The 23,638-nt window shown below is 71.4% G+C and carries 21 protein-coding genes and 2 tRNA genes; 3 read left to right on the top strand and 20 right to left on the bottom strand.

Annotated elements, in window-relative coordinates:
- Positions 1–19 precede the first annotated feature (19 nt).
- Positions 20–92 (bottom strand) — tRNA-Ala (locus ACZ46W_RS11220).
- A gap of 184 nt (positions 93–276) precedes the next feature.
- On the opposite strand from ACZ46W_RS11220, the gene ACZ46W_RS11215 reads away from it, so the two are divergent.
- Positions 277–1,476 (top strand): glycosyltransferase 87 family protein, encoded by a 1,200-nt coding sequence (locus ACZ46W_RS11215; RefSeq protein WP_468336928.1) that lies wholly within the window; start codon positions 277–279, stop codon positions 1,474–1,476.
- On the opposite strand, the gene ACZ46W_RS11210 is transcribed toward ACZ46W_RS11215, so the two are convergent.
- Positions 1,445–1,678: a hypothetical protein gene (locus ACZ46W_RS11210; protein ID WP_030494108.1), complete on the bottom strand. Its 234-nt coding sequence runs from the start codon at positions 1,676–1,678 to the stop codon at positions 1,445–1,447. The two genes, ACZ46W_RS11215 and ACZ46W_RS11210, sit on opposite strands and share 32 nt — an antisense overlap.
- 239 nt (positions 1,679–1,917) lie before the next feature.
- Positions 1,918–3,354: an MFS transporter gene (locus ACZ46W_RS11205; protein ID WP_468334885.1), complete on the bottom strand. Its 1,437-nt coding sequence runs from the start codon at positions 3,352–3,354 to the stop codon at positions 1,918–1,920.
- A 102-nt stretch (positions 3,355–3,456) separates the two neighbouring features.
- On the opposite strand from ACZ46W_RS11205, the gene ACZ46W_RS11200 reads away from it, so the two are divergent.
- Positions 3,457–4,374 carry a helix-turn-helix transcriptional regulator gene (locus ACZ46W_RS11200; protein WP_468334882.1) on the top strand — a complete coding sequence of 306 codons (918 nt, stop codon included), beginning with the start codon at positions 3,457–3,459 and terminating at the stop codon, positions 4,372–4,374.
- A 206-nt stretch (positions 4,375–4,580) separates the two neighbouring features.
- Here the strand turns inward: ACZ46W_RS11200 and ACZ46W_RS11195 are convergent.
- The 7 genes from ACZ46W_RS11195 to ACZ46W_RS11165 form a co-directional block, all read right to left on the bottom strand.
- Positions 4,581–4,653: transfer RNA gene (locus tag ACZ46W_RS11195), tRNA-Ala, on the bottom strand.
- Between the two features lie 73 nt (positions 4,654–4,726).
- On the bottom strand, positions 4,727–5,380 hold the full coding sequence (locus ACZ46W_RS11190; protein ID WP_468336925.1) for a histidine phosphatase family protein: 654 nt from the start codon (positions 5,378–5,380) through the stop codon (positions 4,727–4,729).
- Positions 5,377–5,814 (bottom strand): ribosome silencing factor, encoded by a 438-nt coding sequence (gene rsfS, locus ACZ46W_RS11185; RefSeq protein ID WP_366129541.1) that lies wholly within the window; start codon positions 5,812–5,814, stop codon positions 5,377–5,379. Before rsfS ends, ACZ46W_RS11190 begins: the two co-directional genes overlap by 4 nt.
- Positions 5,815–5,957: 143 nt before the next feature.
- Positions 5,958–7,673, bottom strand: a complete 1,716-nt coding sequence (locus ACZ46W_RS11180; RefSeq protein WP_468334879.1) for an LCP family protein — start codon at positions 7,671–7,673, stop codon at positions 5,958–5,960.
- Positions 7,674–7,692: 19 nt separating this feature from the next.
- Positions 7,693–8,313 (bottom strand): nicotinate-nucleotide adenylyltransferase, encoded by a 621-nt coding sequence (gene nadD, locus ACZ46W_RS11175; RefSeq protein ID WP_084895025.1) that lies wholly within the window; start codon positions 8,311–8,313, stop codon positions 7,693–7,695.
- A gap of 52 nt (positions 8,314–8,365) precedes the next feature.
- Complete coding sequence (locus ACZ46W_RS11170) at positions 8,366–8,527, bottom strand: hypothetical protein (protein ID WP_179166370.1); 162 nt, start codon at positions 8,525–8,527, stop codon at positions 8,366–8,368.
- A gap of 83 nt (positions 8,528–8,610) precedes the next feature.
- Positions 8,611–8,763 carry a hypothetical protein gene (locus tag ACZ46W_RS11165; protein ID WP_468334875.1) on the bottom strand — a complete coding sequence of 51 codons (153 nt, stop codon included), beginning with the start codon at positions 8,761–8,763 and terminating at the stop codon, positions 8,611–8,613.
- Between the two features lie 216 nt (positions 8,764–8,979).
- On the opposite strand from ACZ46W_RS11165, the gene ACZ46W_RS11160 reads away from it, so the two are divergent.
- The gene (locus tag ACZ46W_RS11160) at positions 8,980–10,053 is read left to right on the top strand and encodes a M48 family metallopeptidase (RefSeq protein ID WP_468334872.1); all 1,074 of its coding nucleotides are present in this window, start codon (positions 8,980–8,982) and stop codon (positions 10,051–10,053) included.
- A gap of 55 nt (positions 10,054–10,108) precedes the next feature.
- Here ACZ46W_RS11160 and ACZ46W_RS11155 read toward each other — a convergent pair whose 3' ends face one another.
- The 10 genes from ACZ46W_RS11155 to ACZ46W_RS11110 form a co-directional block, all read right to left on the bottom strand.
- A complete protein-coding gene (locus tag ACZ46W_RS11155; RefSeq protein WP_468334870.1) occupies positions 10,109–11,215 on the bottom strand; it encodes an SCO2583 family membrane protein in 1,107 nt (368 codons plus the stop codon).
- A gap of 64 nt (positions 11,216–11,279) precedes the next feature.
- Positions 11,280–11,867, bottom strand: coding sequence for an SCO2584 family spore wall biosynthesis protein (locus tag ACZ46W_RS11150; protein WP_468334868.1), 588 nt, complete (start codon positions 11,865–11,867; stop codon positions 11,280–11,282).
- 69 nt (positions 11,868–11,936) lie between these two features.
- A complete protein-coding gene (locus ACZ46W_RS11145) occupies positions 11,937–13,265 on the bottom strand; it encodes a glutamate-5-semialdehyde dehydrogenase (protein ID WP_468334865.1) in 1,329 nt (442 codons plus the stop codon).
- An 85-nt stretch (positions 13,266–13,350) separates the two neighbouring features.
- Positions 13,351–13,851, bottom strand: a complete 501-nt coding sequence (locus tag ACZ46W_RS11140) for a hypothetical protein (protein WP_366129548.1) — start codon at positions 13,849–13,851, stop codon at positions 13,351–13,353.
- A gap of 142 nt (positions 13,852–13,993) precedes the next feature.
- Positions 13,994–15,121, bottom strand: coding sequence for a glutamate 5-kinase (gene proB, locus ACZ46W_RS11135; RefSeq protein ID WP_468334861.1), 1,128 nt, complete (start codon positions 15,119–15,121; stop codon positions 13,994–13,996).
- Between the two features lie 78 nt (positions 15,122–15,199).
- Positions 15,200–16,384 (bottom strand): glycosyltransferase family 2 protein, encoded by a 1,185-nt coding sequence (locus ACZ46W_RS11130; protein ID WP_468334858.1) that lies wholly within the window; start codon positions 16,382–16,384, stop codon positions 15,200–15,202.
- 284 nt (positions 16,385–16,668) lie between these two features.
- The gene (locus ACZ46W_RS11125; protein WP_468334856.1) at positions 16,669–18,747 is read right to left on the bottom strand and encodes a hypothetical protein; all 2,079 of its coding nucleotides are present in this window, start codon (positions 18,745–18,747) and stop codon (positions 16,669–16,671) included.
- A gap of 263 nt (positions 18,748–19,010) precedes the next feature.
- A complete protein-coding gene (locus tag ACZ46W_RS11120) occupies positions 19,011–20,510 on the bottom strand; it encodes an SDR family NAD(P)-dependent oxidoreductase (RefSeq protein WP_468334853.1) in 1,500 nt (499 codons plus the stop codon).
- A 165-nt stretch (positions 20,511–20,675) separates the two neighbouring features.
- Positions 20,676–22,706 carry a glycosyltransferase family 4 protein gene (locus ACZ46W_RS11115; protein WP_468334850.1) on the bottom strand — a complete coding sequence of 677 codons (2,031 nt, stop codon included), beginning with the start codon at positions 22,704–22,706 and terminating at the stop codon, positions 20,676–20,678.
- A gap of 135 nt (positions 22,707–22,841) precedes the next feature.
- Positions 22,842–23,552 (bottom strand): NPCBM/NEW2 domain-containing protein, encoded by a 711-nt coding sequence (locus ACZ46W_RS11110; RefSeq protein WP_468334847.1) that lies wholly within the window; start codon positions 23,550–23,552, stop codon positions 22,842–22,844.
- Positions 23,553–23,638: the final 86 nt, after the last annotated feature.

The following is a 23,638-nucleotide window of genomic DNA, read 5'->3' as shown; positions in this document are numbered from 1 at the left end:
GCCCGCCTTCCACGTTCTGTGGAGCTAAGGAGAATTGAACTCCTGACCTCCTGCATGCCATGCAGGCGCTCTACCAACTGAGCTATAGCCCCTTGCGGTGTGCCGCCCCCTGGAGTTTCCTCCGGCGGGTCTCCCTTGCGAGCTTCCCTCGCGGCGACACAGAGAACATTACACGGTCCCCCCGGTGGTTCACCAAATCGTTTACGGCCGGCAGGCTCCGGCCGGTGGCGCCGCCCTCCGCGGCGGCGGGTAGCGTCGCCCTTCGTGACCGTGACCATGACCCTCCGGGCGCGCCTCAGGGAGCTGCCCCTCGCCGCCGCCGCGACGGCCTGCCTGCTGTCCTTCGCGGCCTTCTGGGTGGCCCAGCGCGCCGCGAACGTCACCATGCTGGACCTCTCCGTCTACCGAGCGGAGGGCGAGACGGTCCTGGCCGGGGGTGACCTGTATGCGATGCGCGCCACATCGGCGAACCTGCCGACGACGTACCCGCCGTTCGCCGCGCTGCTGTTCACACCGCTGACGCTGCTCGGCGTCCCGGAGATGCGCACGCTGGCCACCGCGGGGAACCTGCTCCTGCTGCTGGCGCTGGTGCACCTGTCGCTGCGCCTGGTGGGCAGGGACCGGCCGGGTACGGCGCTGTGGGTGGCGGCGGTCCTCGTCTGGCTGGAGCCGGTGTGGACGACGCTGCGGTACGGGCAGATCAACCTGCTGATCGCGGTGGCGGTGCTGTGGGACCTGACGCGGCGGGAGAACAACCGGTGGGCCGGAGTGGGCATCGGTCTGGCCACGGCGGTGAAGCTGACGCCGGGGCTGTTCGTGGTCCTGCTGCTGGTGGTGGGGGTGGCACGCGCGCGTGCGCACGGATGGGAGCGGGGCTGGAACCCGTGGCTGCGGCAGGCGGCGACCGCGACCGGGGTGTTCATCGGTGTGACCGTGGCGTCCGCCGTCGTCCTGCCGTACGACTCCCGCCGCTTCTGGACACAGATGATCTTCGAGACGAGCCGGGTGGGACGCAAGGAGGAGACCGCCAACCAGTCCCTGAACGGCGTGCTGGCCAGGCTGCTGCACACCACCGATCCGGGGGTGTGGTGGCTGATCGCGGCCGCTGTCGTGGGTGTGGCGGGGCTCACCGTCGCGGTACTGGCGGCGCTGCGGGACGACCGGCCGGTGGCGGTGGTGGCGTGCGCGACGACGGCGCTGCTGGTGAGTCCGATCTCCTGGTCGCACCACTGGGTGTGGTGCGTGCCGATGCTGATCCTGCTGGCCACCCGGGTGCGGCCGGCCTGGACGGCCGGTACTGCTCTGGTGTTCGCGTCGTTCGCCCTGTGGTGGGTGCCGCACGCGCCCGCTCCGGTCCGTCTCGAACTGCACCAGAACGGCTGGCAGATGCTGCTGTCCGGGCTTTACACCCTGGTCGGGCTGAGCCTGTTGGCGGCGTTCGGGGTCAGGCGGTGGCGAACGAGTAGAACCGCTTGAGCGTGCAGTGCTCGTCGAGCAGGCGCCCGTAGATGGGCTCCCCTTCGAGTTCCCGGTAGGTCTCGATGGGGTCGCCTTTTATGATCAGCGCCCGCGCGCACTCCTCGCACCAGTACTGGTAGTCGGGGTTGACCGGGTCCATGTCCCGGACGATCGGCGTACCACTGCCGCACCAGTCGCATTTCCGCCTGTGCGCACCCATCAATCAGCTCCAGCAGTGGCCGCAGGACGTGCACACATAGGACACTCCGCCATTGTCACCGAGTACTTGGGCGACGTGGGACGAACCGCACGAGGGACAGTTGAGTCGGGGGCGCGCCCGTGCCGCGGTGAGCGGCTCGGAAGCCTCCTCGGAACCGCTGGCCGACATCGCGCACTCCCTCCCGTCCGGATCGTCGTCCCCCTCCGGCCGTCCGATTCTGCCATGGCCCGGGACGAGGGTCAGCGGGGTCGGCCTCGCACCAGCCCCGCCGACGCCCCCATGATCGACGCGGCGGCCAGCGCCAAGGCACATACCCACAGCGCGTCGGCCGACACATGCGCCCCCGGCGCGTTCAGGCGGCCGAGGAAGAGTGTGCCAAAGGTCGCGACACCGAGGAGCTGCCCGAGTTGGCTGACGGTCGCCAGCAGGCCGCTGGCGTCGGCGGCGTCCTCCTGGCGTACGGTCGCCAGGGCGCCGGTCAGGACGGGGCTGAAAGCGAGCGAGAGTCCTCCGCCCAGGGCGAGGAACGCCACGTACATCACCGGGCCGCCGGCCTGCCCGTCGCGCAGCACCCAGCCGGCCGTCAGGGCGGACGTGGCACTGATCAGGAAACCGCCCGGCACGAGCGCGCGCCGCCAGGCCACCGGCCAGCGCCGCCACGTCAGGCCGACCACGCCGAAGACGACGGCCGTCGGGGCGAACGTCAGCCCGGCGCGCAGCGCGCCGTACCCGAGACCGCCCTGGAAGTGCAGGGTCATGGCGAACAGGAAACCGGCGTTGACGCCCATCACGACGGCGATCCGCACCACCGCCAGGCCCATGCCGGGGACGCGCAGCACACGCGGTGCGATGAGCGGGGCGCCGCCGCGCCGCGCGAGACGGGACTCGTACGCGCAGAACGCCACGAACAGGACCGCCGAGGCAGCCAGCGACGCCCAGGTCCAGGCGGGCCAGTCCCGTTCCTGGCCGAGCACCAGCGGCACGGTGAACAGCGAGACGGCGGCGGCCAGGAGCACCAGGCCCGGCAGGTCGAGGCGCCGGGCGCGCTCGGGCGCCTCCCGCCGGTCACGCGGCAGCACGCGTACGCCCAGCACCAGCAGGACCAGTCCGATCGGCACGTTGACCAGGAAGACGGGGCGCCAGCCCGTGCCGAACAGGTCCGCGCCGACCAGGACTCCGCCCACGACCTGCCCGGCCGCCGCTCCGGTGGCGAGCACCGCCGCGTAGGCACCGAGCGCCCGTACCCGCCCCTCGCCGGTGAAGTGCCGCTGGATGAGGCTGAGGACCTGCGGGATCAGCAGGGCCGCGCCGGCCCCTTGGGCCAGCCGGAAGGCGATGAGCTGACCGGCCCCCGAGGCGAGCCCGCAGGCGAGCGAGGCGACGGTGAACAGCGCGAGCCCGCCGAGGTACATCCGGCGGTGCCCGAGCAGGTCCCCGAGGCGCGCGCCGGTGATCAGCAGGACCGCGTACGCGATGGTGTAGCCGGCGACCACGAGCTGCAACGCCGCCCCGGACGCGTCGAGTTCGGTACGGATGGTGGGAACGGCGACATTGACGATGAAGGTGTCGAGCAGCGCCATGAACTGGGCGGCGAGCACCACGCCGAGCAGCAGCGGCGGCCGGTTGTCAGTGCCACCGTCTTTACTGATTGCGGGACTTGTCGCGGTCGTTGTCATGGCGTCGAGCCTGCCGACGATCCGATACGGGTAACGAGAGCCCGCTGATGCTGGTACTGGCAGCACCTGGCAAGGGCGGGGCGGTCCATCGACCATGGGGGTGTGACGACGATGGCGACACAACGGGAGCGGACGGAACGGGCGGAGCGGGCGGAGCGGGGGGCGGAGCGGGCGGGGCATCAGCGTCGGCGGCACGAGCTGGCCGCCTTCCTGCGAAGCCGCCGGGCCCGGGTGACACCGGCTGACGTCGGACTGCCGCCGGGGCTGCGCCGCCGCACGCCCGGGCTGCGCCGCGAGGAGGTCGCCCAGCTCTCGGGGGTCGGTGTGACCTGGTACACGTGGCTGGAGCAGGGCCGCCCGATCAACGCCTCGGCCCAGGTCCTGGACGCGGTGGCGCGCACCCTGCGGCTCGACCGGCCGGAACGGGAGCACCTCTACCACCTGGCCGAGGTGCCGTACGCGCCGGACCGCGCGGCGTCCGTGGCGGAGATCAGCCCCGAGATCCAGGGCATCCTCGACGCGCTCGACCCGCGGCCGAGCGTGGTCTACAACACGCGGTACGACATCCTCGCCACCAACCGGGCGTACCGGCTGCTGTTCGATCGCGCCGGTACCGCCGCGGACGAGATGCGCAACGCGCTGTGGACGCTCTTCACCGTGCCGGAGCCGGTGTGCCCGCTCGTGGACAAGCAGGCCGAGCTGCCACTGATGGTGGCGCAACTGCGCGGGGCGTACGGGCGGCATGTCGGCGAGCCGGCGTGGGAGTCGTTCATCGCCCGGCTCTCCTCGGCCAGCGCGTACTTCGCCGAGCTGTGGGAGAGCGGGGACGTCGTGCCGCCGGGCCCCCGGGTGAAGACCTTCCGGCACCACGCCGTGGGCGAGATACGGATGACGTCGGTATCGCTGTCGATCAACGGGATGCCGGAGTGCCGGATCGTGGCGTACACAGCGAACGACGAGGAGAGCCTGCTGGCGATGGAGAAACTGTGCGCCCGGGCCGCCGACGCCGTGGGGGCCTGACGCGGCCCCGACAGCTCCCGCCCGGTCCGCGACCGCCGAACCGGCCCGACCGCCCGAGCCGGTCCCACGGCACCGAGCCGGACCAACCGCCCGAGCCGGTCCGACCGCCTGAGCTGGCTGAGCCGGCCCGAGCCGGGGCATCGGGCGACCGGCAGGGGCGGAAAACAGGAATCCCGCCCCCTGGTGGGGACGGGATCCGGTGATTGTGGAGCTAAGGAGAATTGAACTCCTGACCTCCTGCATGCCATGCAGGCGCTCTACCAACTGAGCTATAGCCCCTCGTGTTCTTCGCGCTCCGCGCTGCGAACAAGAAGAACTTTAGCCTGTGACCTGCCGGAAAGTGAAATCCGGGTCAGTCGTCGTCGCCGAGGACCGGTTCCGGGAGCGTTCCGGCGTTGTGTTCCAGCAGGCGCCAGCCGCGCGCGCCCTCGCCCAGCACCGACCAGCAGCAGTTCGAGAGCCCGCCCAGGCCCTCCCAGTGGTGCGCCTCCAGGCCGAGGAGCCGGCCGATGGTGGTGCGGATCGTGCCGCCGTGGCTGACCACGACGAGCGTGCCGTCCTCGGGCAGCTTCTCGGCGTGCGCCAGCACCACGGGGGCGGCCCGGTCGGCCACCTCCGTCTCGAGCTCGCCACCGCCGCGCCGCACCGGCTCGCCGCGCTTCCACGCGGCGTACTGCTCGCCGTGGCGCGCCAGGATCTCCTCGTGGGTCAGGCCCTGCCACTCACCCGCGTACGTCTCGCGCAGCGCGGAGTCGTGGTTGACCTCGTGGCCGGTGATGGCGGCCAGCTCGGCGGCCGTGGCCGCCGCCCGCTTGAGGTCGGAGGCGATGATCGCGTCCGGCTTGAGCGCCGCGAGCAGCCGCGCGGCACGGCGCGCCTGTGCGATGCCCGTGTCGGTCAGTTCGATGTCCGTGGAGCCCTGGAAGCGGCGCTCCAGGTTCCACGACGTCTGGCCGTGCCGCCAGAGGACGATCCGGCGGCCCCTGCCGCCCTTGGTGCCGTTCAGCTCAGCTCACCGTCCGAGCCGTCGGCGCCGCTGAGCCGGGCGTACTCTTCCGCCTTCCCGCGGGTCTTGAGGGCGTCCTCGGGCAGGGGCAGCTCGGGGCAGTCCTTCCAGAGCCGCTCCAGGGCGTAGAAGACCCGCTCCTCGCTGTGCTGGACGTGGACGACGATGTCGACGTAGTCCAGCAGGATCCAGCGGGCGTCGCGGTCGCCCTCGCGGCGGACCGGCTTGGCGCCGAGCTCCTTGTTCAGCCGCTCCTCGATCTCGTCGACGATCGACTTGACCTGGCGGTCGTTGGGCGCGGAGGCGAGCAGGAAGGCGTCGGTGATCGACAGCACGTCGCTGACGTCGTAGGCGATGATGTCGTGCGCGAGCCGGTCGGCAGCCGCCTGGGCGGCGGCGGTCACGAGCTCGATGGAGCGGTCAGTGGCGGTCACATGCAGGCTTTCGTCGGCGGTCCAGAACCCTTCCAGGGTCTCACGTACCGCCGACAGCCCGGCAAACCATTACCCGGCACCCTCGTACGGGGCCCGCATACGGGCCCCTGGTCCGGCTTCGTACCGGGCCTCCGCCCGCCCTCCTACCCGGCCTCGTAGTCCTGGCCCAGGACGACCGTGACGTCCGCATTGGCCGTGGCCGTGCCCTTCTCGACGGCGCCGGCGGGCAGACCCAGGGTCTTGGCGACCTCCTCGGCCTTCCCCTTCTGTGCCGCGTCACCATAGATGACCTGCGACGACGTCTCCGTGTCGGCCTTGCCGCCATCGATGACGGCGTAACCGCCGTTGACGAGCAGGATCCGGGCGTCCTCCGTGGCGTCCTCGTTGCCGGAGGCGTTCCTGATGCCGACCCGTACGGCCGCGCCCTGCTCCGGTGCGCTGACCGAGCCGCCCAGGATGTCCTTCACCACACTGTTCGTGGCCTGCTCACTGAGCGTGCCGTCCTCCCGCACGGGCAGCAGCGCGGTCTTGTAGTCGCCCACCTTGGCGTGCTCGGCGAGCTTGGCGAGGGAGGCGCCCAGGTCCTTCTCGGGCAGCGACGGGTCCAGGATCTGCGCCAGCGTCTGGATCGTGACCGTCGCGGACTGCGGGTCGTCCGACATCTTGCGCAGCACACCGCGGATGACCTGCCCGAAACGCTCCAACTGCTTGGCCTCGGCCTCGCCCTCACCACGGTGGGTGGCGTACGCGACGGCCATCCGCCCGTTCAGGGTCTGGTTCTCGCCCTTGGTCACCAGGGGCGCCTCACCCTTCTTCGCCCCGGGGACCTCGGTGTCGGTGCTGACCTCGATGCCGCCGACCAGCTCGACCAGGTTCTCCAGGTACGGGGTGTCGAGCCGCCACGTTCCGGTGATCTTGGTGCCGAGCAGGGCGCCGATCGCCTCGCGGGTGCCGGTGGAGCCGTCGTCGTCGACGGACTTGGCGAGCGTGGTGGTGGTGCCGTCGTCGTTGGCCACGGAGAGGGAGTTGGGCAGCAGGACGGTGGTGCCCTGCTTGGTGGTGGCGTTGTTGACGAGCAGCGCCGTGGAGGTCTCCTTGTTCCGGGTGTTGTGCAGGTGCAGGACGATCACGTCGCGCTTCTGCGGGCCGGTCGCGGTGCCGCCCTGCGGGGTCTTCTGGTCGGAAAGGCCGGGGAGCTTGCCCGCGTACCAGAGGTAGCCGACGCCGCCGATGAGGGCGACGGCCAGGACGACGACGAGCGCGACGACCCGGTTGCGGCCGCGCCGCCGGGCCTCCTCGCGGCGCTCGGAGCGGCTCTCGGTGAACTTGAGCCAGTCGATGACGTCCTCGGAGTCCTCGTCCGGTTCCTCGACGAAGGAGAACTGCTCGGTGCGGTACTCGCGCTCCGCGTCGGGACGCTCGCCTTCCGGCCGTTGCGGCCCGGGCGCCGGACGGCGCTGCCCGGGCACGGCGGCGCCGGGGGCGGGCTGGGCCTGCGGGTGCCGGGACTGCTGCGGCTGCGGCTGGGACTGGGGCTGGGGCTGCTCGCGGACGGGCTGTGGGGCCGGCTGCTGCTGGGCGGTGTCGTACCCGGGCGCGGCGGCGTAGCCCTCGTACCCGTACCCCTGCTGCGCGTACGACGTGTCGTAGCGCTGGTCGTAGCCGTAGGACTGCTGGGGCTGCTGGGGCTGCGCGTACGGGTCGTACTGCTGAGCCGACTCGTACTGCTGCTGGTCGTGCTGCTGCTGGTCGTACTGGTGCTGAGCCTGCTGGTACACCGGCTGCCCGTAGGCGTCGTAGCCGACGATCTGCGGCTGCGGCGCGTAGTACGGGTCGTACGGGTTCTGCTGGTCGTTCACCGGTGCCCCTCTCCGTGGCTCATTCGCCCCGGTACAACTGGCGCTTGTCGATGTAGCGCACCACGCCGTCCGGCACCAGATACCAGACGGGGTCGCCCGCGGCGACCCGCGCCCGGCAGTCCGAGGACGAGATGGCCAGCGCCGGCACCTCGACCAGGGAGACGCCTCCCTCGGGCAGCCCGTCGTCCGACAGGTCGTGACCCGGCCGGGTCACCCCGATGAAGTGGGCGAGCGAGAAGAGCTCCTCGGCGTTGCGCCAGCCCGGCATGATCTGGGACAGCGCGTCCGCGCCGGTGATGAAGAACAGATCCGTGTCCTCGTTGAGGTCACGCAGTTCCCGCAGGGTGTCGATGGTGTACGTCGGCCCGCCGCGGTCGATGTCGATGCGGCTGACCGAGAACTGCGGGTTCGACGCCGTGGCGATGACCGTCATCAGGTAACGGTCCTCGGCCGGGGAGACATTCTTGTGGCTCTTCTGCCACGGCTGCCCGGTCGGTACGAACACCACCTCGTCGAGGTGGAACAGGGCGGCCACCTCGCTGGCGGCCACCAGGTGTCCGTGGTGGATCGGGTCGAATGTCCCGCCCATCACGCCAAGTCGGCGTTTGCCGGAACTGGTAGGCACTTGCTGGTCTCCCATGCGTGCAGAGCCTACTGGCACGGCGCCGCGGGCGGTCCCGGCGGGCGCGGGCTCAGCGGTCGCGGTTGAAGCGCGTGGTGATCCACAGCAGCAGGAGCAGCACCACGAGGGCACCGCCACCGGTGATGTAGGGGTTCAGGCTGGCGTGGTTGCCACCGTGCTCGCCGCCCTGGGCGAGCGTGACGAGGCTGGCGGCGGTGGTGGGGAGGCTCATCTTCGGCAGGACCTATCCATCGGAGTCGGAGCGGAGACTTCGCGCACATCGTATGCGGGCCGTCCGGGCACGCTCACGCCGACTCAGTCGTTGTCGTTCCCGTTGCGGTATCCGCGCAGCAGGAACCAGGCGAGCAGGGCCGCTCCGAGCATCGAGACGACGAGCACGATCCGGAGCGTGTCGCCGGGACCCTGCTGCCCGGAGGCGGCGGCCAGCAGTGCGGCGGTCTCCGGCATGGCGGTGCGCTCCTCGGGGTTCGTCGGCGTTCGTCGGCGTTCAACCGTGATCGGCGGCGGTCAGCGGTGATCGCCGGCGTTCAGCCGGGACCAGCGGTGATCGCCGGCACCGGTGATCATCGGTTATCCACAGGCTCGCTCCCACCGTAACTCCAGCGCCTACGCTGGGGGCCGTCAGGGGGACGAGGCAGGTCTCGTACGAAGAGGGGGCATTCCATGACCGACAGCACCGACAGCACGGACAGCGCCGGCAGCAGTCACGAGAACGTGCCGAGCAGGCAGCGCAGGCGGTTCCCGGGGATTTCGTCCCGGGCCTACGAACACCCGGCGGACCGCTCCGCGCTCGTCGCCCTGCGCAAGCTCAGCGGCTTCGACACCGTCTTCAAGGCGCTGAGCGGGCTGCTGCCGGAGCGCAGCCTGCGGCTGCTCTTCCTGTCCGACTCGGTGCGGGTGAGCGACGCCCAGTTCGCGCACCTCAACACCATGCTGCGGGACGCCTGTTACATCCTGGACCTGGACAAGGTCCCGGTGATGTACGTCACCCAGGACCCCAAGCCCAACGCCATGTGCATCGGCCTGGACGAGCCGATCATCGTGGTCACCACCGGCCTGGTGGAGCTGCTGGACGAGGAGGAGATGCGGGCCGTCGTCGGGCACGAGGTGGGCCACGCGCTGTCGGGCCACGCCGTGTACCGCACGGTGCTGCTGTTCCTCACCAACCTGGCGATGAAGGTCGCCTGGATCCCACTCGGGAACGTCGCGATCATGGCGATCGTGACGGCGCTGCGCGAGTGGTTCCGCAAGTCGGAGCTGTCTGCGGACCGGGCGGGGCTGCTGGTGGGCCAGGACCTGAAGGCGTCGATGCGCGGGCTGATGAAGATCGCGGGCGGCAACCACCTGCACGAGATGAACGTGGACGCCTTCCTGGAGCAGGCGGAGGAGTACGAGGCCGGGGGCGACCTCCGCGACTCGGTGCTCAAGATCCTGAACGTGCTGCCCCGCTCCCACCCGTTCACCACGGTCCGGGCGGCCGAGCTGAAGAAGTGGGCCGAGAGCCGCGACTACCAGCGGATCATGGACGGCCACTACCCGCGCCGCTCGGAGGACAAGGACACCTCGGTCACGGATTCCTTCCGCGAGTCGGCGTCCCACTACGCCGACTCGGTGCGCAGCAGCAAGGACCCCCTGATGAAGCTGGTCGGCGACATAGCCGGTGGCGCGGGAGACCTGGGCGGCAAGCTGCGCGACAGGTTCGCGGGCGGCAACGGGAACGGCCGGGCCACGGACTGAGGCGGCTCCCTTTCGCGGGGCGGTGACAGGCGGCGCCGAGCGGCCGCCCGTCGGGTCACCAGCGTGCGGGAAGTGAGGGCTGGGCGGCCGGGGCGAGGGTGCCGCAGAGGGCGGGGGTGGTGCGGGTGCCGGTGGCGTAGGGGTCGGTGACCGCGGGGCCCGAGGGGGTGGCGCGGTGGCCGGCGGGCAGGGGGTGCAGGGAGCCGGACGGGTCGGCCGCGCACGACTGGGGGCCGGCCTGCACGCGGCTGGTCAGCAGCTCCGCCCGGTGCATCCGCAGGTCCTCGCGGTCGAAGCGGAAGGCCAGCTCGCGGCGGACGGTGAACAGCGACGAGGCGGCGTCGGCGTCCGCTCCGGCGGGGCGTACCGCGTAGACGAACGTGTGGTCGGAGGTGACCTCCAGGACGTCGGGCGCCACCTCGGTCACCCGCATCGTGCCCCGGACGCGCGCGGCGGTGGGGTCCGCCAGGGCCACCTCGGCCGTGTCGAAGCGCACCAGCCAGGCCGTCGCGGCGTGCCGCCCGTCGTCGGCCGGGGACTCCACGCTCCGGTCGAACTGCTCGAGCTGGTCGGGATCGAGCAGCAGCCGCACCTGCCGCACGGCGGTCCCGGTCAGGACGTCCGGGTCGAGCGAGGACTGCACCAGGTAGTCCTTCACGGTGCTCAGCGCGGCCACCACCTGGCTCTCGGAGAAGTGGGCGGTGCGCTTCGCGGCGGGGAGGGGGATGCCGGCGGCGCCCGAGCGGAACTGGGCGGCGGGGCTGTGGGCGTACAGGGCGTCGGGCTCGCCGCCCGGGACGGTGCCCTGCGGGGCCAGTGGGACGACCGTGCTCCGCAGCGGCTCGGCGCGCCGGTCGGTCAGCGGCTGGTAGGTGTTGCGGGCGCTGAGGTACACCACGGCGGCGAAGGCGACCGCGAGGACCAGTACGAACACCAGTGCGCCGTGCCGGGGGCCGGGGCGGGGTCCCCTGGACGTACGGGTCCACAGGGGGCGGCTGCGCACGGCCTGGGTGTGCTCGCCCATGCGCTCTCGCGCGGAGTACTCCTGGAGGCGGGCAGCGCGGACGAACGACTCGTCGAAGACGACGGATCGGTACTCGTCCTCACCACCGCCGGGAAGCCCCTCGGGCGTCCCCTCAGGCGGGTCGCCACGCCCTGCCATACCTTCAGGGTAGGTCGGCGGGAGCCCCGGTAAACGCGCCGCGCGTGGTGACTCGAGGGCACGCTCAGGGCGTTCGCGGCACCGCCGGCACGGGTGGGCCGCTGTACTGGGCGGAGGCGGACGGAGCGGTCGTGGCGGGCGTCGGGGGTGGCGTGTCGATGCCGCTGGTCGCCGGTGCCGGCACCGGCCCGCCACGGCCGCCGGAGGCGCCCCGGTAGACGGCCGTGAAGGCGAGGGCGACCATGCCGACGCCCATCACCACCGCCAGGACCCAGGCCACCGGGCGGTACCAGCGGGAGCTGGGCCGGTACGGGCGCAGCGTGCCGCCGTGCGCCCCGTAGGGGTCCCCGGCGTCGTCGCGGCCGGGCCCACCGCCGTACCCGCCGTACCCGTACCCGCCCCCGTACGGCTCGTCGTCGTACAGCTCGTCGTCGGCCGCTCCGCCGCCCGTGCCGGAGCGGGCGGCCTCGGCGTCCGCGCGCGCCTGGGCGGCGGCCAACAGCCGCTCCACGGCGGTGGGTTCATGGAACGTGGCGGCCCGTACGAAGTCCTCGTCGAACACCACGGAGGCGAAGTCCTCGTCCGCGCCTCCGCGGTCGTCGTCGGGCTCCCAGCCGTCCGGGAACGGCTTGCCCCCCACGTCGTCCGGCACGCCTTCAGAGTAGACCTGGGAGGTGGGTTTCGGCAGGGAGAGGACGAACTCGCCCCCCGGGAAGGGTCCCTACCGGGTGTGACCGTCGCCCGTGACGATGTACTTGGTCGACGTCAGCTCCGGCAGCCCCATCGGACCCCGGGCGTGGAGCTTCTGCGTCGAGATGCCGATCTCGGCGCCGAAGCCGAACTGGCCGCCGTCGGTGAACCGCGTGGAGGCGTTGACCGCGACGGTCGTGGAGTCGACGAGCTGGGTGAAGCGGCGGGCGGCCGCCTGGGAGGTGGTGACGATCGCCTCGGTGTGGCCCGAGGTCCACAGCCGGATGTGCGCCACGGCGGCGTCCAGCGAGTCGACGACGGCGGCGGCGATGTCGTACGAGAGGTACTCGGTCTCCCAGTCCTCGGCCGTGGCCGCCACGACGGTGGCCTTGGAGCCGTCCGCGTACGCCTGCACCCGCTCGTCGCCGTGGACGGTGACGCCCGCCTCGGCGAGGGCGTCCAGGGCGCGCGGCAGGAAGGCGTCGGCGATGTCCTGGTGGACGAGGAGCGTCTCGGCGGCGTTGCAGACGCTGGGCCGCTGCGCCTTGGAGTTGATCAGGATGTCGACGGCCATGTCGAGGTCGGCCTGGGCGTCGACGTACACGTGGCAGTTGCCGGTGCCGGTCTCGATGACCGGGACGGTGGACTCCTCGACGACCGTGCGGATCAGGGAGGCGCCGCCGCGCGGGATCAGGACGTCGACCAGGCCGCGGGCGCGCATCAGCTCGCGCACCGAGTCGCGGGACTCGCCGGGCACGAGCTGGACGGCGTCCGCCGGCAGGCCCGCGCCGCCGACCGCGTCGCGCAGGACGCGCACGAGGGCGGTGTTGGAGGAGTAGGCGGAGGAGGAGCCGCGCAGCAGCACGGCGTTGCCGGACTTCAGGCACAGGGCGGCGGCGTCGACCGTCACATTGGGCCGGGCCTCGTAGATGATCCCGACGACACCGAGCGGGACGCGGACCTGCCGCAGGTCGATGCCGTTGGGGAGGGTGGAGCCGCGGACGACCTCGCCGACCGGGTCGGGCAGCGCGGCCACGTCCCGGACGTCGGCGGCGATGGCCCGCACCCGCTCGGGGGTGAGCGTCAGCCGGTCGATGATCGACTCGCTGGTGCCGGCCTCCCTGGCCCGGGCGACGTCCTCGGCGTTGGCCTCGACGATCTCGCTCGTACGGACCTCCAGCGCGTCCGCGATCGCCAGCAGCGCGTCGTCCTTGGCCGAGCGCGGGAGTGGCGCGATTTCGGCGGCGGCGGCGCGTGCCCGGTAGGCGGCGCGGACGACCGGGGTCATGTCGTCGTACGGCGTGACGGACGGCGAGCCCGACGGGGTACCGGCGGAAGCGGGGGAATGCGACGAGGTCATACTCGCAGCGTAATGCGCTCCGGACGGGCATCCATCACATATCCCGCTCTGCGAGACGCTCAGGGGTCGCCCCGCGCCCGGTACGTCAGTACGGGTGCACGCCCACGGGGGCGGCGGGCGGCGGGCCGTACCCCTCCGCGATCCGCAGGTGGTACGTCTCGCGGTCGATGACCTCCAGGCCGACGATCTCCCAGGGCGGCAGCCCCGCGCTCTGCCGGTGCTCGCCCCACAGGCGGAGCGCCACGGCGGCGGCGTCGTGCAGGTCGCGGGCCTCTTCCCAGTACCGGATCTCGGCGTGATTATTGGCGTACCGACTGGTCAGCAGGAACGGGTGGTCGTGCGCGAGCTGCTCCAGGGCCCGTCTGACGTCCTTCAGCGGGGCCTCCTGGCCCGAGACGCTGAGGGTGATGTGCCACAGCTTGGACACCGGGCGGTCCGGGGTGCGCCGCTCCGGCTGGCTTCCCGACTGCCGGCCCGTGGCGCCGTCGTCGAGGACGGTTTCGTCGAAGTCGGCCCCGGCCTCGACACTCGTCAAGGCGCGTTCGGCCGTCCCTCGGGGCAGAGCCCCTGGGCGCGCTCGTCTCACCGGCGGCCTCCTGTTAGTGCGTCGTGGTGCTGTCACCCCGCTTACCCCTGAGACAAAGTTGACCAGTCCTGCGCGGAACGTGGGGCGGTTTTGGTGAAGGTCTCTGGCGGATGGCGGGACTTTCAGCCGTTCTGGGACGGGTCTAGGGCTGGAGGACGACGAGATCGTCCCTGTGTACGACCTCCCTCTCGTATGCCGGACCCAGCTCCTTCGCCAGCTCCCTGGTGGACCGCCCCAGGAGCTGGGGAATCTCCTTGGAGTCGAAGTTGACCAGCCCCCGTGCGACGGCCCGGCCGGAGGCGTCGCGCAGCTCGACGGGGTCACCGGCGCCGAACTCGCCCTCCACGGCCGCGATGCCCGCCGGCAGCAGGGATTTCTTGCCCGCGACGACCGCCCGCACCGCGCCGTCGTCCAGGATCAGGGCGCCCTGCGGGGTGGAGGCGTGGGCGAGCCACAGCAGCCGGTCGGCGGAGCGGCGGCCGGTGCGGCGGAAGTACGTGCCGGTGTCCCGGCCCGCGAGGGCGTCGGCGGCGCGGCTGGCCGAGGTCAGGACGACCGGGACGCCGGCGGCCGCGGCGATGCGGGCCGCCTCGACCTTGGTGACCATGCCCCCGGTGCCGACGCCGGCCTTGCCCGCCGAGCCGATCTCGACGCCCTCCAAGTCGGCCGGACCGCGCACCTCCGCGATGCGCGAGGTGCCGGGCTTGGACGGGTCGCCGTCGTACAGCCCGTCCACGTCGGAGAGGAGCACCAGCAGGTCGGCCCGCACCAGGTGGGCCACGAGCGCGGCGAGCCGGTCGTTGTCGCCGAACCGGATCTCGTCCGTGGCGACCGTGTCGTTCTCGTTGACGACCGGTACGGCGCCCATGGCGAGGAGCTGGTCGAGCGTCCGGTAGGCGTTGCGGTAGTGGGCGCGGCGGCTGGTGTCGTCGGTGGTGAGGAGCACCTGGCCGACGCGTACGCCGTAGCGGGCGAAGGAGGCGGTGTAGCGGGCGACGAGCAGGCCCTGTCCGACGCTGGCGGCGGCCTGCTGGCGGGCGAGGTCCTTGGGGCGGCGGGCGAGGCCGAGCGGCGCGAGCCCGGCGGCGATGGCGCCGGAGGAGACCAGGACGATCTCCTTCTCGCCACCGCTGCGGACCTTGGCGAGTACGTCGACGAGCGCGTCGACGCGGTCGGCGTCGAGGCCGCCCGAGGCGGTGGTGAGGGACGAGGAGCCCACCTTGACGACGATCCTGCGGGCTTCCGTTACGTACTGCCTTGCCACTGTCACGTGGGAAATCTATGCCAGGAGCGGTGTTCGGCGCGCGCGCATTCCAGCCGATGGACATGCGGCTGGACACCCCCGGGATCAGTCCCCGGCCCGCCGCATCCGCCGCGGCACCAGTCCCGCCGCAAGCGCCGCCAGGCGCCGCGCCCGGCGCCGGGTGACGGTGAACGGGCCGGGTGCGCCACGCACCTCGTAGGCGGTGTCCGGCAGGCCCACCGCCGGGTCCCGGAAGTGCGGGTACGCCAGGTACTCGCGGCCCCGCCGGCGTACCCGCTCCGGCTGCTCGCCCGCCTGGAGGAAGGTCACGACGTCCACCAGCGCGTCGGGCCGGTCCATCGCCACGCACGTCAGGCGCAGCCGGTCCTCGGTCTTCAGGCGGCCCGCCACGCCGGGCGTCCAGTACGCGGCCATCAGCGGGGCGGCCAGTCGCATCTTGGCGAGCAGGATGTCGCGGGGCTGCCGGAGGACGACGGGGCCGAACTGGGGCAGCAGCGTGACCGTGAACGGCCTCATCATCAGCAGGTCGCGCCGCTCCCCCGGCGGTACGTGCGCGGCGATGAGTTCCATCAGGGCCTTGGCCGAGTCGAAGCGGGGCACGTAACCACCGGTCTTCGTCAGGTGTTTGCCGTCCTCGCGGCCCACCAGGTAGTAGCAGGTGTGGTCGGCGACCACGGAGACCCCGCTCCCGCGCAGGTACGCCTCCAGCGTGAACAGCGCGTCCTCACCGGTCGTCAGCGACTCGTCGAACCGCATGCCGTGCCGGACGAGCAGTTCGCGCCGGAACAGCTTCTGGGCGCTGAGCGTGTACTTGACGTTGGAGCGGTAGATGTCGGCGCGTTCGACGGTCCGCTTCCACATCGACTTGGCGGCGTTGCGGTTGACGCCGACGGTCTTGCCGAGCACCACGTCCGTACCGGCCTTGTCGGCCATGGCGACGAGACGTTCCAGTGCCTCCTCGCCGAAGTAGTCGTCGGCGTCGAGGAAGAAGACGAACCGGCCGCGGGCGAGGGCGAGCCCGGTGTTGCGCGGGGCGCTGGGGCCACCGGAGTTGGCCTGCCGCACCACGCGCGTGGGGACCTTGGAGCGGGCGGCGAACTCCTCCAGGTACTCCCCGGTGCCGTCGGTCGAACCGTCGTCCACGGCGACGATCTCGATGCGGTCGGCGCCGATCGTCTGCGCCTCGACCGATTCCAGGCACTTCACCAGGTACGGCATCGCGTCGTAGGCCCCGATGATCACGCTGACGTCGGGAGTGTTCTCAGTCATCGGCACCCACTGGATTCCTTACCTGGCGGTAAGCGGCAAACGGACGAAGTTCGCCCGTCATGGTGCCCTTCGGGCGTTTCGGTGGTGTGACGGCACGCACAGCGGCCCGTAAGTCCGCCTCGTACGAGGGACTTACGGGCCGCGGTGTGTACGTCCGGCTTTACGCCGGGGCGGCTTGACGCGGGGGCCGTCTACCAAGAGCCGTCTGCCGGGGGCCGTCTGCCGGGGTGCTGTACGCGGGGCGCTTGACGCCGGCGTGCTCTGCCCGGTGGCACCGGAAGCGGTCAGTGCGCGACCGTGGCCTCCTCGGCGCCGTTCTCCGCCACCGTGTCGACAGCGGCGCCCACCGGCTCGGCGCCGGCGCCGTCGGCCTCCTGGTCGAGCTCGCCGATGCGCTGGCCGGCCAGCCGCTGGGCGACGCCGTTGTTGCGGGCCTCGGCCTTGGCGGTCAGCGCCCGCACGGCGGCGTTGAACTGCTCGATGGACGTGGGCTCGTCGGGGCCCAGCAGGTACCGCTTGAGCGACTTGCGCTCGTCCGCGAGCCGGTCGGCGGCCGGGTCGGCCACGGCGGCGAGCAGCTCGTCCAGCTCGGTGGCGCTGTTGGAGAGGATCACCGCGGCGCGGACGGCGGTGTTCTGGCGCTTGAACTCGTCGACGCCGAGCTCCGCGGAGTCCGTCACCGCGTACGGCTTGCCGCTCGCGATGAAGTCGGACACGACGCTGGAGATGTCGGAGACCATGCCATCGGCCTCGTTGAAGCAGTCGTACAGCTTGGGCTCGGGGCCGGTGACGACCGCGTGCTCCCACCAGCCGAAGGAGCGCCAGTAGGCGTCGTTCCACTCGGCCCGCAGCCGCTTGATCTCGGCGAGGCGCTGCGGGTCGGCGAGCGAGACGCGCGACTCCTCGGACTCGTCGCCGCCCTTGCGGCCGGGGCGGGTGAGCTCGGCGAGCCGGGCCTCGATCCGGGCCAGCTCGGCGCGCGCCGCGGCCTGGGACGCCTGGGCGGCGGCGGTCTCCTTCGCCCAGCGCGGGTCGGCGGCACGCTCGGCGTTGGCCGCGGCGACCATCTTCTGGATGCGCTCGTCGACGGCCTTGGCCTTCTTGTTGACGAGTCCGGTGAAGGGGTGCGGCTTGTAGATCACCCGGACCGGCCGGGGGGCGTTCAGCAGCCGCTTCATGATGTTCTCGCCGGCCAGCAGCAGGGAGGTGTTGCCGGGGTTGTTGTCCCAGCCCTCCCAGGTGGGGGCGTAGAGGACGGTGGGGATGGCGTTCTTCGGCGTGCCCGTCCAGGTCTGGATCGGCGCGAGCTGCGGGCGGCCCACCTCGACGATGTCGTCGTCGCGGACGCCCACGTCGGCGAGCGCGTAGCGGTCGCGGCCGGCCTGGCCGGCGGTCCACACCTCGTCGTACACCTTGGAGAACGGGTTGACGCTGGCGAGCTTGTCGCTGTCGCCGTGCCCGATGAAGACGTGCTTCATGGTCGGCACGCGCAGCATGTGGATGTTCTTGCCGACGTTGGCGGGGTACAGCGTGACGCGGATCGAGGACAGGTCCATGGCCATCAGGTGCTGGCCGCCGGGGACGCACAGGATCGGCACGGACGTCGGGTTGAGCTTCTTGACCAGGTTCCGCTCACGCATGATGATCAGCGGCCGGCCGTCGACCTGCTCCATCGTCTCCAGCCACATGTTGACCTGGTACGCGGAGTCGTCGGAGCCCGAGAAGTACAGCGCGACCGTCGGCTGGTACTCGCGCAGCCAGGTGGCGACGGCCTTGAGGGCGGCGCCCGCGGCCGGCGCGCGGCGCTTGCGGCGCAGGTAGGGCACGAGGGCCGCGGTGTAGAGCAGGCCCAGCCCGAGGGTCGCCGCGACACCCGCGTACCCGAGGACGTTCCGGCCGGTGGCGACCGCGGCGATCACGCCCGCCATGGCGGGGATGTCGAGGTGCAGCATCTTCTCGGCGGAACGGCTGAGCAGCGCCCGCGGCGGGGCGTCGGGGATGCGTACGGCGTTGAGGTCGATGTTGCGGGTGACCACCGGCATGGTGCGCCGCAGCCGGATCAGGGTCGCGAGGGCGCCCTGGGGGGCCTGGAGGCCGAAGAAGAGCAGGAAGCAGGCGACCGCCGCGTAGAACACGGGCTGCTCGGCGAGGCCTTCGCGGGCGAGCAGCATGATCAGCAGGAGCTGGCGCAGCAGGAAGCGGATCGGCAGCCCGGCCCTGACCTTGCTCAGCCGGTTGATCAGGTAACTGTTCTTCTGGTGCAGATACCAGTCGGCGACGTAGGTCACGGCACCGGCGGCCGCGAAGAACCAGAGGTTCGGGATGAGGGCGGCGAGCATGACGCACGGATATCCCAGTCCCATGAGGACTGCCGCGGCGAGCTCTGACGCACTGCCCACACGTGCCAGGCGAATGGCGGTCGAAATCACGAAGAACCTGCTCCAGAGGGGGTGCCGGTTTTTTCACATGGACAAAACTCTTGTGAAGGCGAGCACTTCACGGACCGACTTCACGAACTGACTTTATGGTCTGCTTTACGAGACTCTCACGAATCGAGTCTTACGAACTCGGGCCTCTGCATTCGCACAAAGCGACACAGAGGCCCGAAGAGCACATCTGGTGAGTATTACACATCTTCCTGTCGGTCCAGCACGGAGGCCAGGGCCTGCTCGAAGCCCGACGCCTCGCTCGCCCCACGGGTGGGGTCCTGCTGCCGTACGTCGATGACATGGCCGGTGAGCTCGGAGAGCAGCACGTCCAGCGAGGTCCGGGCCACGGCCTCGGAGGACAGCAGCGATCCGGCGGGCTCCTGGCCGAATGCCTTCGTACGCATCGGTGTGGCGGTGCGCTCGGGGTTGACGCAATTCACCCTGATTCCGTCGCCGGCCCATTCGTCGGCGAGGGCCTGGGTGAGATTCACCATGGCGGCCTTGGTGGACGAGTAAAGGCTGTACTCGGCGCGGCCGCGGGTGTAGCTGGAGGAGGTGTAGAGCAGGAGCTGGCCCTTGGTTTCGACCAGGTATTTGTATGCGGCCCGGGCGATCTGCACGGGCGCCAGGTAATTGACGTTCAGCGCTTCCTGAATGGTCGCGTTGTCGGTCTCGGCGAGCTTGCCGATGCGCAGCACGCCCGCCGTGTTGATGACGTAGTCGATACGGCCGCTCTCCGCGTACGCCTTGGCGAGGGCCTCCTCGACGTGCTCGGGGTTCTCGACGTGCGTTCCGGTGGTGGAGCGGCCCAGCGCGTACACCGTGGCCCCGTACCGCTCGGCGAGGGCGGCGATGTCGGCGCCGATGCCGTACGAGCCGCCGAAGACGACGAGGGTCTTGCCGGACAGCAGCTCGCGGTAGGCGGCCTCGTCGGCCTGGCGCGGGGCGGCGGTGGAGGCGAGCTGGAACAGCTTGTCGGCGATGAAGACGTCGACGGGCTGGGTGACCTTCATGTTGTACTCGTCGCCCGCGACGACGTAGATCGGCACGTCGGGCAGGTACTTCAGGACCACGCTGCAGTCGTCGGTGGCCTGGAAGTTGGGGTCGCCGGCCGCGATCTCGTACGCCCGCTTGATCGTGGACAGCTTGAACGCCTGCGGGGTCTGGCCGCGGCGCAGCCGGGAGCGGTCGGGGACGTCGGTGATGAACTCGCCGTCCTCGCCGTGGGTGCGGGTCACGATGATCGTGTCCGCGGAGGGGATGGCGACGTCGACGGCCTGGTAGCGGTCGAGGGCGTCGACACAGTCCTTGATCACGCGCTGTGACAGAAGCGGACGCACCGCGTCATGGAAGAGGACGTTGAGGTCCTCCCCCTCGCCGAGGCCCTCGCCGAGCGCCTGGATGGCGCGCTCGGTGGTCTCGTTGCGGGTGGCGCCGCCCTCGATGACGCGGGTGACCTTGGTGAGCCCCGCCTTGGCGATGATCTTCTCGACGTCGGGCACGAAACCCGGCGCCATCAGCACGATCACGTCGTCGACGCACTCCGCCTGTTCGAAGATCGTCAGCGTGTGCTCGATGACCGCCTTGCCCGCGATCTTCAGCAGTTGCTTCGGGATCGCGAGTCCCACGCGCTGGCCGGTACCGCCGGCGAGCACGACTGCTGTGGTGCGGGGCTTGGCTTCATGCGGCGCTGACACAGAACGACCTACCTTGCGACGACTGGGGGACGGGCTGATGGTCGCACTCTCCGTGACCGTCTCGCAAGGCGGACATCGGGCCCCCCACACCCCCGGGACACCTCGTGTTCACCGTGTGGCCAGGGAGAGCGGACGAGTGCCGTGACGGCGCTCCGGTGACCGACATCACGCGGTCGGCTTGTCGACGACATTGAGGACGAGCTCGTTGGCGGCGCTGTAGAAAACCTTGATCACGACCCGTTCCCGCGGCTTGCCCGCCAGCTTCCGGAGGACGGCCCGCGCCAGCCCGAGGGGCTGCTTCTTGCGCAGTTCGACCGGGGGGTAGGGGAAGAGGGAGCCCTTCTCCACGACGTCGTCGAGGATGCGCGCGAGCCGGACCGGCTCGGCCGCCGGGGCGGGCCGGAGCCACAGGTCCCACACATCGTGTGGGTCCTGCTGGCGGGCGGCGGGGGCGGTGCAGGAGAAGGTGAACCGGAAACCGTCGGTGCCGTGCCCGGTCCCCGGGAAGGCCAGCTCCAGCGGTGCCTTCCCGCGCCGCCGCAGCAGGAGCTCCGGTTCGCCCCCTGCCTCGGCCGCGCCGTACCACCGCGCGGACAAGGTGATCGTCCCGCCCTCGATCCGGACGTCGCCGACCTCGGCGTGCACGGGGCGCACCCAGGAGCGGAGGTGCAGAGCACCGCACCTTGTATACGGAACGAGCTGCCGGACCGGTTCGCCGGCGCGCTGCCGCCCGGCCGCGCGCATCGCCCCGCGCTGGTCGATCGCGCGGGTGGCGAGCGGTACGCGCCCGCCGTCGCCGGGCAGTTCCACGTGGACGGGGTGGACGCCCTCGGCGAACGGCGTGCCGGCGGGGACCGTCGCGGTGCCGTGCCCGTCGAAGGGGAAGCCCTGCTCGCCGTCGTGCGCGCCGACCACCAGGCGGGCGCCCTTGCGCGGGGTGAGCAGCGTCACGGTCAGGGTGCCGTCGTCGGCCGCGACGCAGTCCGCGACGGTGTCCGTCACCGGGGCGGGGGCGGGCTCGTGGTGGTGACCGGCGCGGTGGGTGGCGGCCGCGCCGAGCTCGGCGAACAGCTCCTCGTACTGCTTGGCCACCGGGCCCGGGTCGAAGCGCCGGCCGTTGACGAGGGCGGCGGCGCCCATGCGGCGGCGCAGCTCCGGGTCGTCGATGAGCCGGAGCAGCGCGGCGGCGACGGCGTCGGCGTCACCGACGGGTACGAGGAGGCCGTCCTCGCCGTCCTTGATGATCTCGCGGGGGCCGTAGTCGCAGTCGGTGGACACCACGGGCAGGCCGCAGCGCATCGCCTCGACGAGGGTCATGCCGAAGGACTCGTGGCGGGACGTCGACACGGCTATCGCGCCCTTGACCCACTCGGGCTCGATGGGGGAACGCGGGCCCATGAGGTGGACGCTGTTGTAGAGGCCGAGTTGGTCGATCTTCTTGCGGAGCCGGTCCTTCTGGTTGCCCCAGCCGCAGATGCGCAGCGTCCACTCGGGGCGCTGGGCGACGACCTTGGCGAACGCCTCGATGAGCACGTGGTACTGCTTCTCGGAGGCCAGCCGCCCGGCCGCCATGATCGTGGTGCCCGAGGTGTCGGAGGGCGCCACCACCGGCTCGGGCACGCTGTTGGGGATGGCCAGCACGCGGGTGTCCGGCAGCGGCATCCGCGCCCGCCAGGAGGCGGCGTCGCCTTCGGAGACGGTGACGAACGCGTCGAGCTTCGTCAGGAACCCGGCCATCTCGGCCCGCAGATCGGGCTTGTGGTGGTTGTGCGTCATGTGCTCCTGGCCGATGAGCACGGCGCCCTCGGGCGCGAACGCGGCGACGTACGCGACGAGTCCGGGCCGGGTGCCTATGACGACGTCGGCGTCGGAGCCGGCCCCGGCGTAGTGGGCGCGGACGCGCTCGTCGGTGAGGCGGCTGTACTCCTTGTACCGCGCCTCGTTCTTCGGGAAGTGCTCGGCGGGCTGGAGGTGCCGCTCGTGCTTCTTCTCGTTGGCCGGGGAGGAGGGGCGGGTGTCGACGAGCGGTACGACGGTGATGCGGGGGTCGATCGCGAAGAGCGGCTCGTCCCGGTGCCGGAACACGGAGACGATCTCCACCTCATGCCGTCCGGCGAGCTCTTCCGCGAGGTTCAGCGTGGTGCGGATGGTGCCGCCGATGCCGTAGATGGTGTGGATGAGGAAGGAGACCTTCATCAACGCTCCGTTCAAGTCAGCCGGGGCACCTGCGGCCCCGCCCCCGCAAACAAGACGGTGATCCCTGGCCACAGGTTGTCCGCCTGGAGCGACGTAAACGGGATTTCATGCGCTTTTTTCGACGCGCTCCCGGCATCAGGAGCGGAGGGTGGCGTCCGCGAGCGCGAGGACGACTCCGTCGCTTTCGCAGTTGCCGGCGGTGATCTTGAGCCTGGCGGCGCCCGTCACGTCGACGGTGACGGTCGTCGGCCGGTTGATCTCGGCACCGACGGTCTTCCGTACCGTGCCGTCCGTGGCGACCGTCACCTCGACCACGTCGGCCGTGCCGTTGTCGTCGAGTCCGACGGTGAGGGTGAGCGACCGGTAGCGCTCGTTGATGCTGTACTCCACGGAGCTCACCTGGCACGAGTACGTCAGGACCATGGCCTGCTCGTGCGTCTTCCCGCCCATGGTGACCGAGCGGAGGTCGAACGCGTCGCCGCCGGACAGTGGCGAGAGGTCGGTCAGCGGCACGACCCCCGAGGGCAGCGGCGCGGGGCTCGGCGGTCCGGCCGTGCCGGACGCGCCGGGGGCGGGTGCGGGTGCGGTCACCGTGGCCGTGACGGTGGCGGTGACCGTCGCGGTCACCGTGGAGGTGACGTTGCGCGCCGTGGGCGAGTTGACCACGGTCGGCAGGCCGAGGAAGCCCAGGAGCAGACCCGCCACGGCGGCCAGGGCCGAGATCAGCGCCGCGATCTCCCCCAGCCTGCGCTCGCGGCGCTCCTCCGGCGCCGGTGGCTCCCCGGGCGGTGCCCCCGGCCCGTCCACCGGCGGCTCCCCGGCCGCGGGCGGCGGGGCGGGAGGCATGGGCGGTAAGGCACTCGGCGGCGTCGGCGTCGGGTCACTCACGGCTGCCCCCTTCAGACGTGTCGAGTACACATCATCGAGCCCGT

The sequence above is a fragment of the Streptomyces sp. NPDC031064 genome (genome assembly GCF_055570965.1).
Note: the sequence above shows the minus strand (reverse complement) of the source record. Positions and strands in the feature narration are given on the sequence as shown.

Excerpts from the sequence above, each read along its gene's own strand:
- ACZ46W_RS11215 (WP_468336928.1), top strand. The coding sequence starts at position 277 with ATGACCCTCCGGGCGCGCCTCAGGGAGCTGCCCCTCGCCGCCGCCGCG.
- ACZ46W_RS11210 (WP_030494108.1), bottom strand. The coding sequence starts at position 1,678 with ATGGGTGCGCACAGGCGGAAATGCGACTGGTGCGGCAGTGGTACGCCG.
- ACZ46W_RS11205 (WP_468334885.1), bottom strand. The coding sequence starts at position 3,354 with ATGACAACGACCGCGACAAGTCCCGCAATCAGTAAAGACGGTGGCACT.
- nadD (WP_084895025.1), bottom strand. The coding sequence starts at position 8,313 with ATGGGAGACCAGCAAGTGCCTACCAGTTCCGGCAAACGCCGACTTGGC.
- ACZ46W_RS11170 (WP_179166370.1), bottom strand. The coding sequence starts at position 8,527 with ATGAGCCTCCCCACCACCGCCGCCAGCCTCGTCACGCTCGCCCAGGGC.
- ACZ46W_RS11165 (WP_468334875.1), bottom strand. The coding sequence starts at position 8,763 with ATGCCGGAGACCGCCGCACTGCTGGCCGCCGCCTCCGGGCAGCAGGGT.
- ACZ46W_RS11160 (WP_468334872.1), top strand. The coding sequence starts at position 8,980 with ATGACCGACAGCACCGACAGCACGGACAGCGCCGGCAGCAGTCACGAG.
- ACZ46W_RS11155 (WP_468334870.1), bottom strand. The coding sequence starts at position 11,215 with ATGGCAGGGCGTGGCGACCCGCCTGAGGGGACGCCCGAGGGGCTTCCC.
- ACZ46W_RS11145 (WP_468334865.1), bottom strand. The coding sequence starts at position 13,265 with ATGACCTCGTCGCATTCCCCCGCTTCCGCCGGTACCCCGTCGGGCTCG.
- ACZ46W_RS11130 (WP_468334858.1), bottom strand. The coding sequence starts at position 16,384 with ATGACTGAGAACACTCCCGACGTCAGCGTGATCATCGGGGCCTACGAC.
- ACZ46W_RS11125 (WP_468334856.1), bottom strand. The coding sequence starts at position 18,747 with ATGGGACTGGGATATCCGTGCGTCATGCTCGCCGCCCTCATCCCGAAC.
- ACZ46W_RS11115 (WP_468334850.1), bottom strand. The coding sequence starts at position 22,706 with ATGAAGGTCTCCTTCCTCATCCACACCATCTACGGCATCGGCGGCACC.
- ACZ46W_RS11110 (WP_468334847.1), bottom strand. The coding sequence starts at position 23,552 with ATGCCTCCCGCCCCGCCGCCCGCGGCCGGGGAGCCGCCGGTGGACGGG.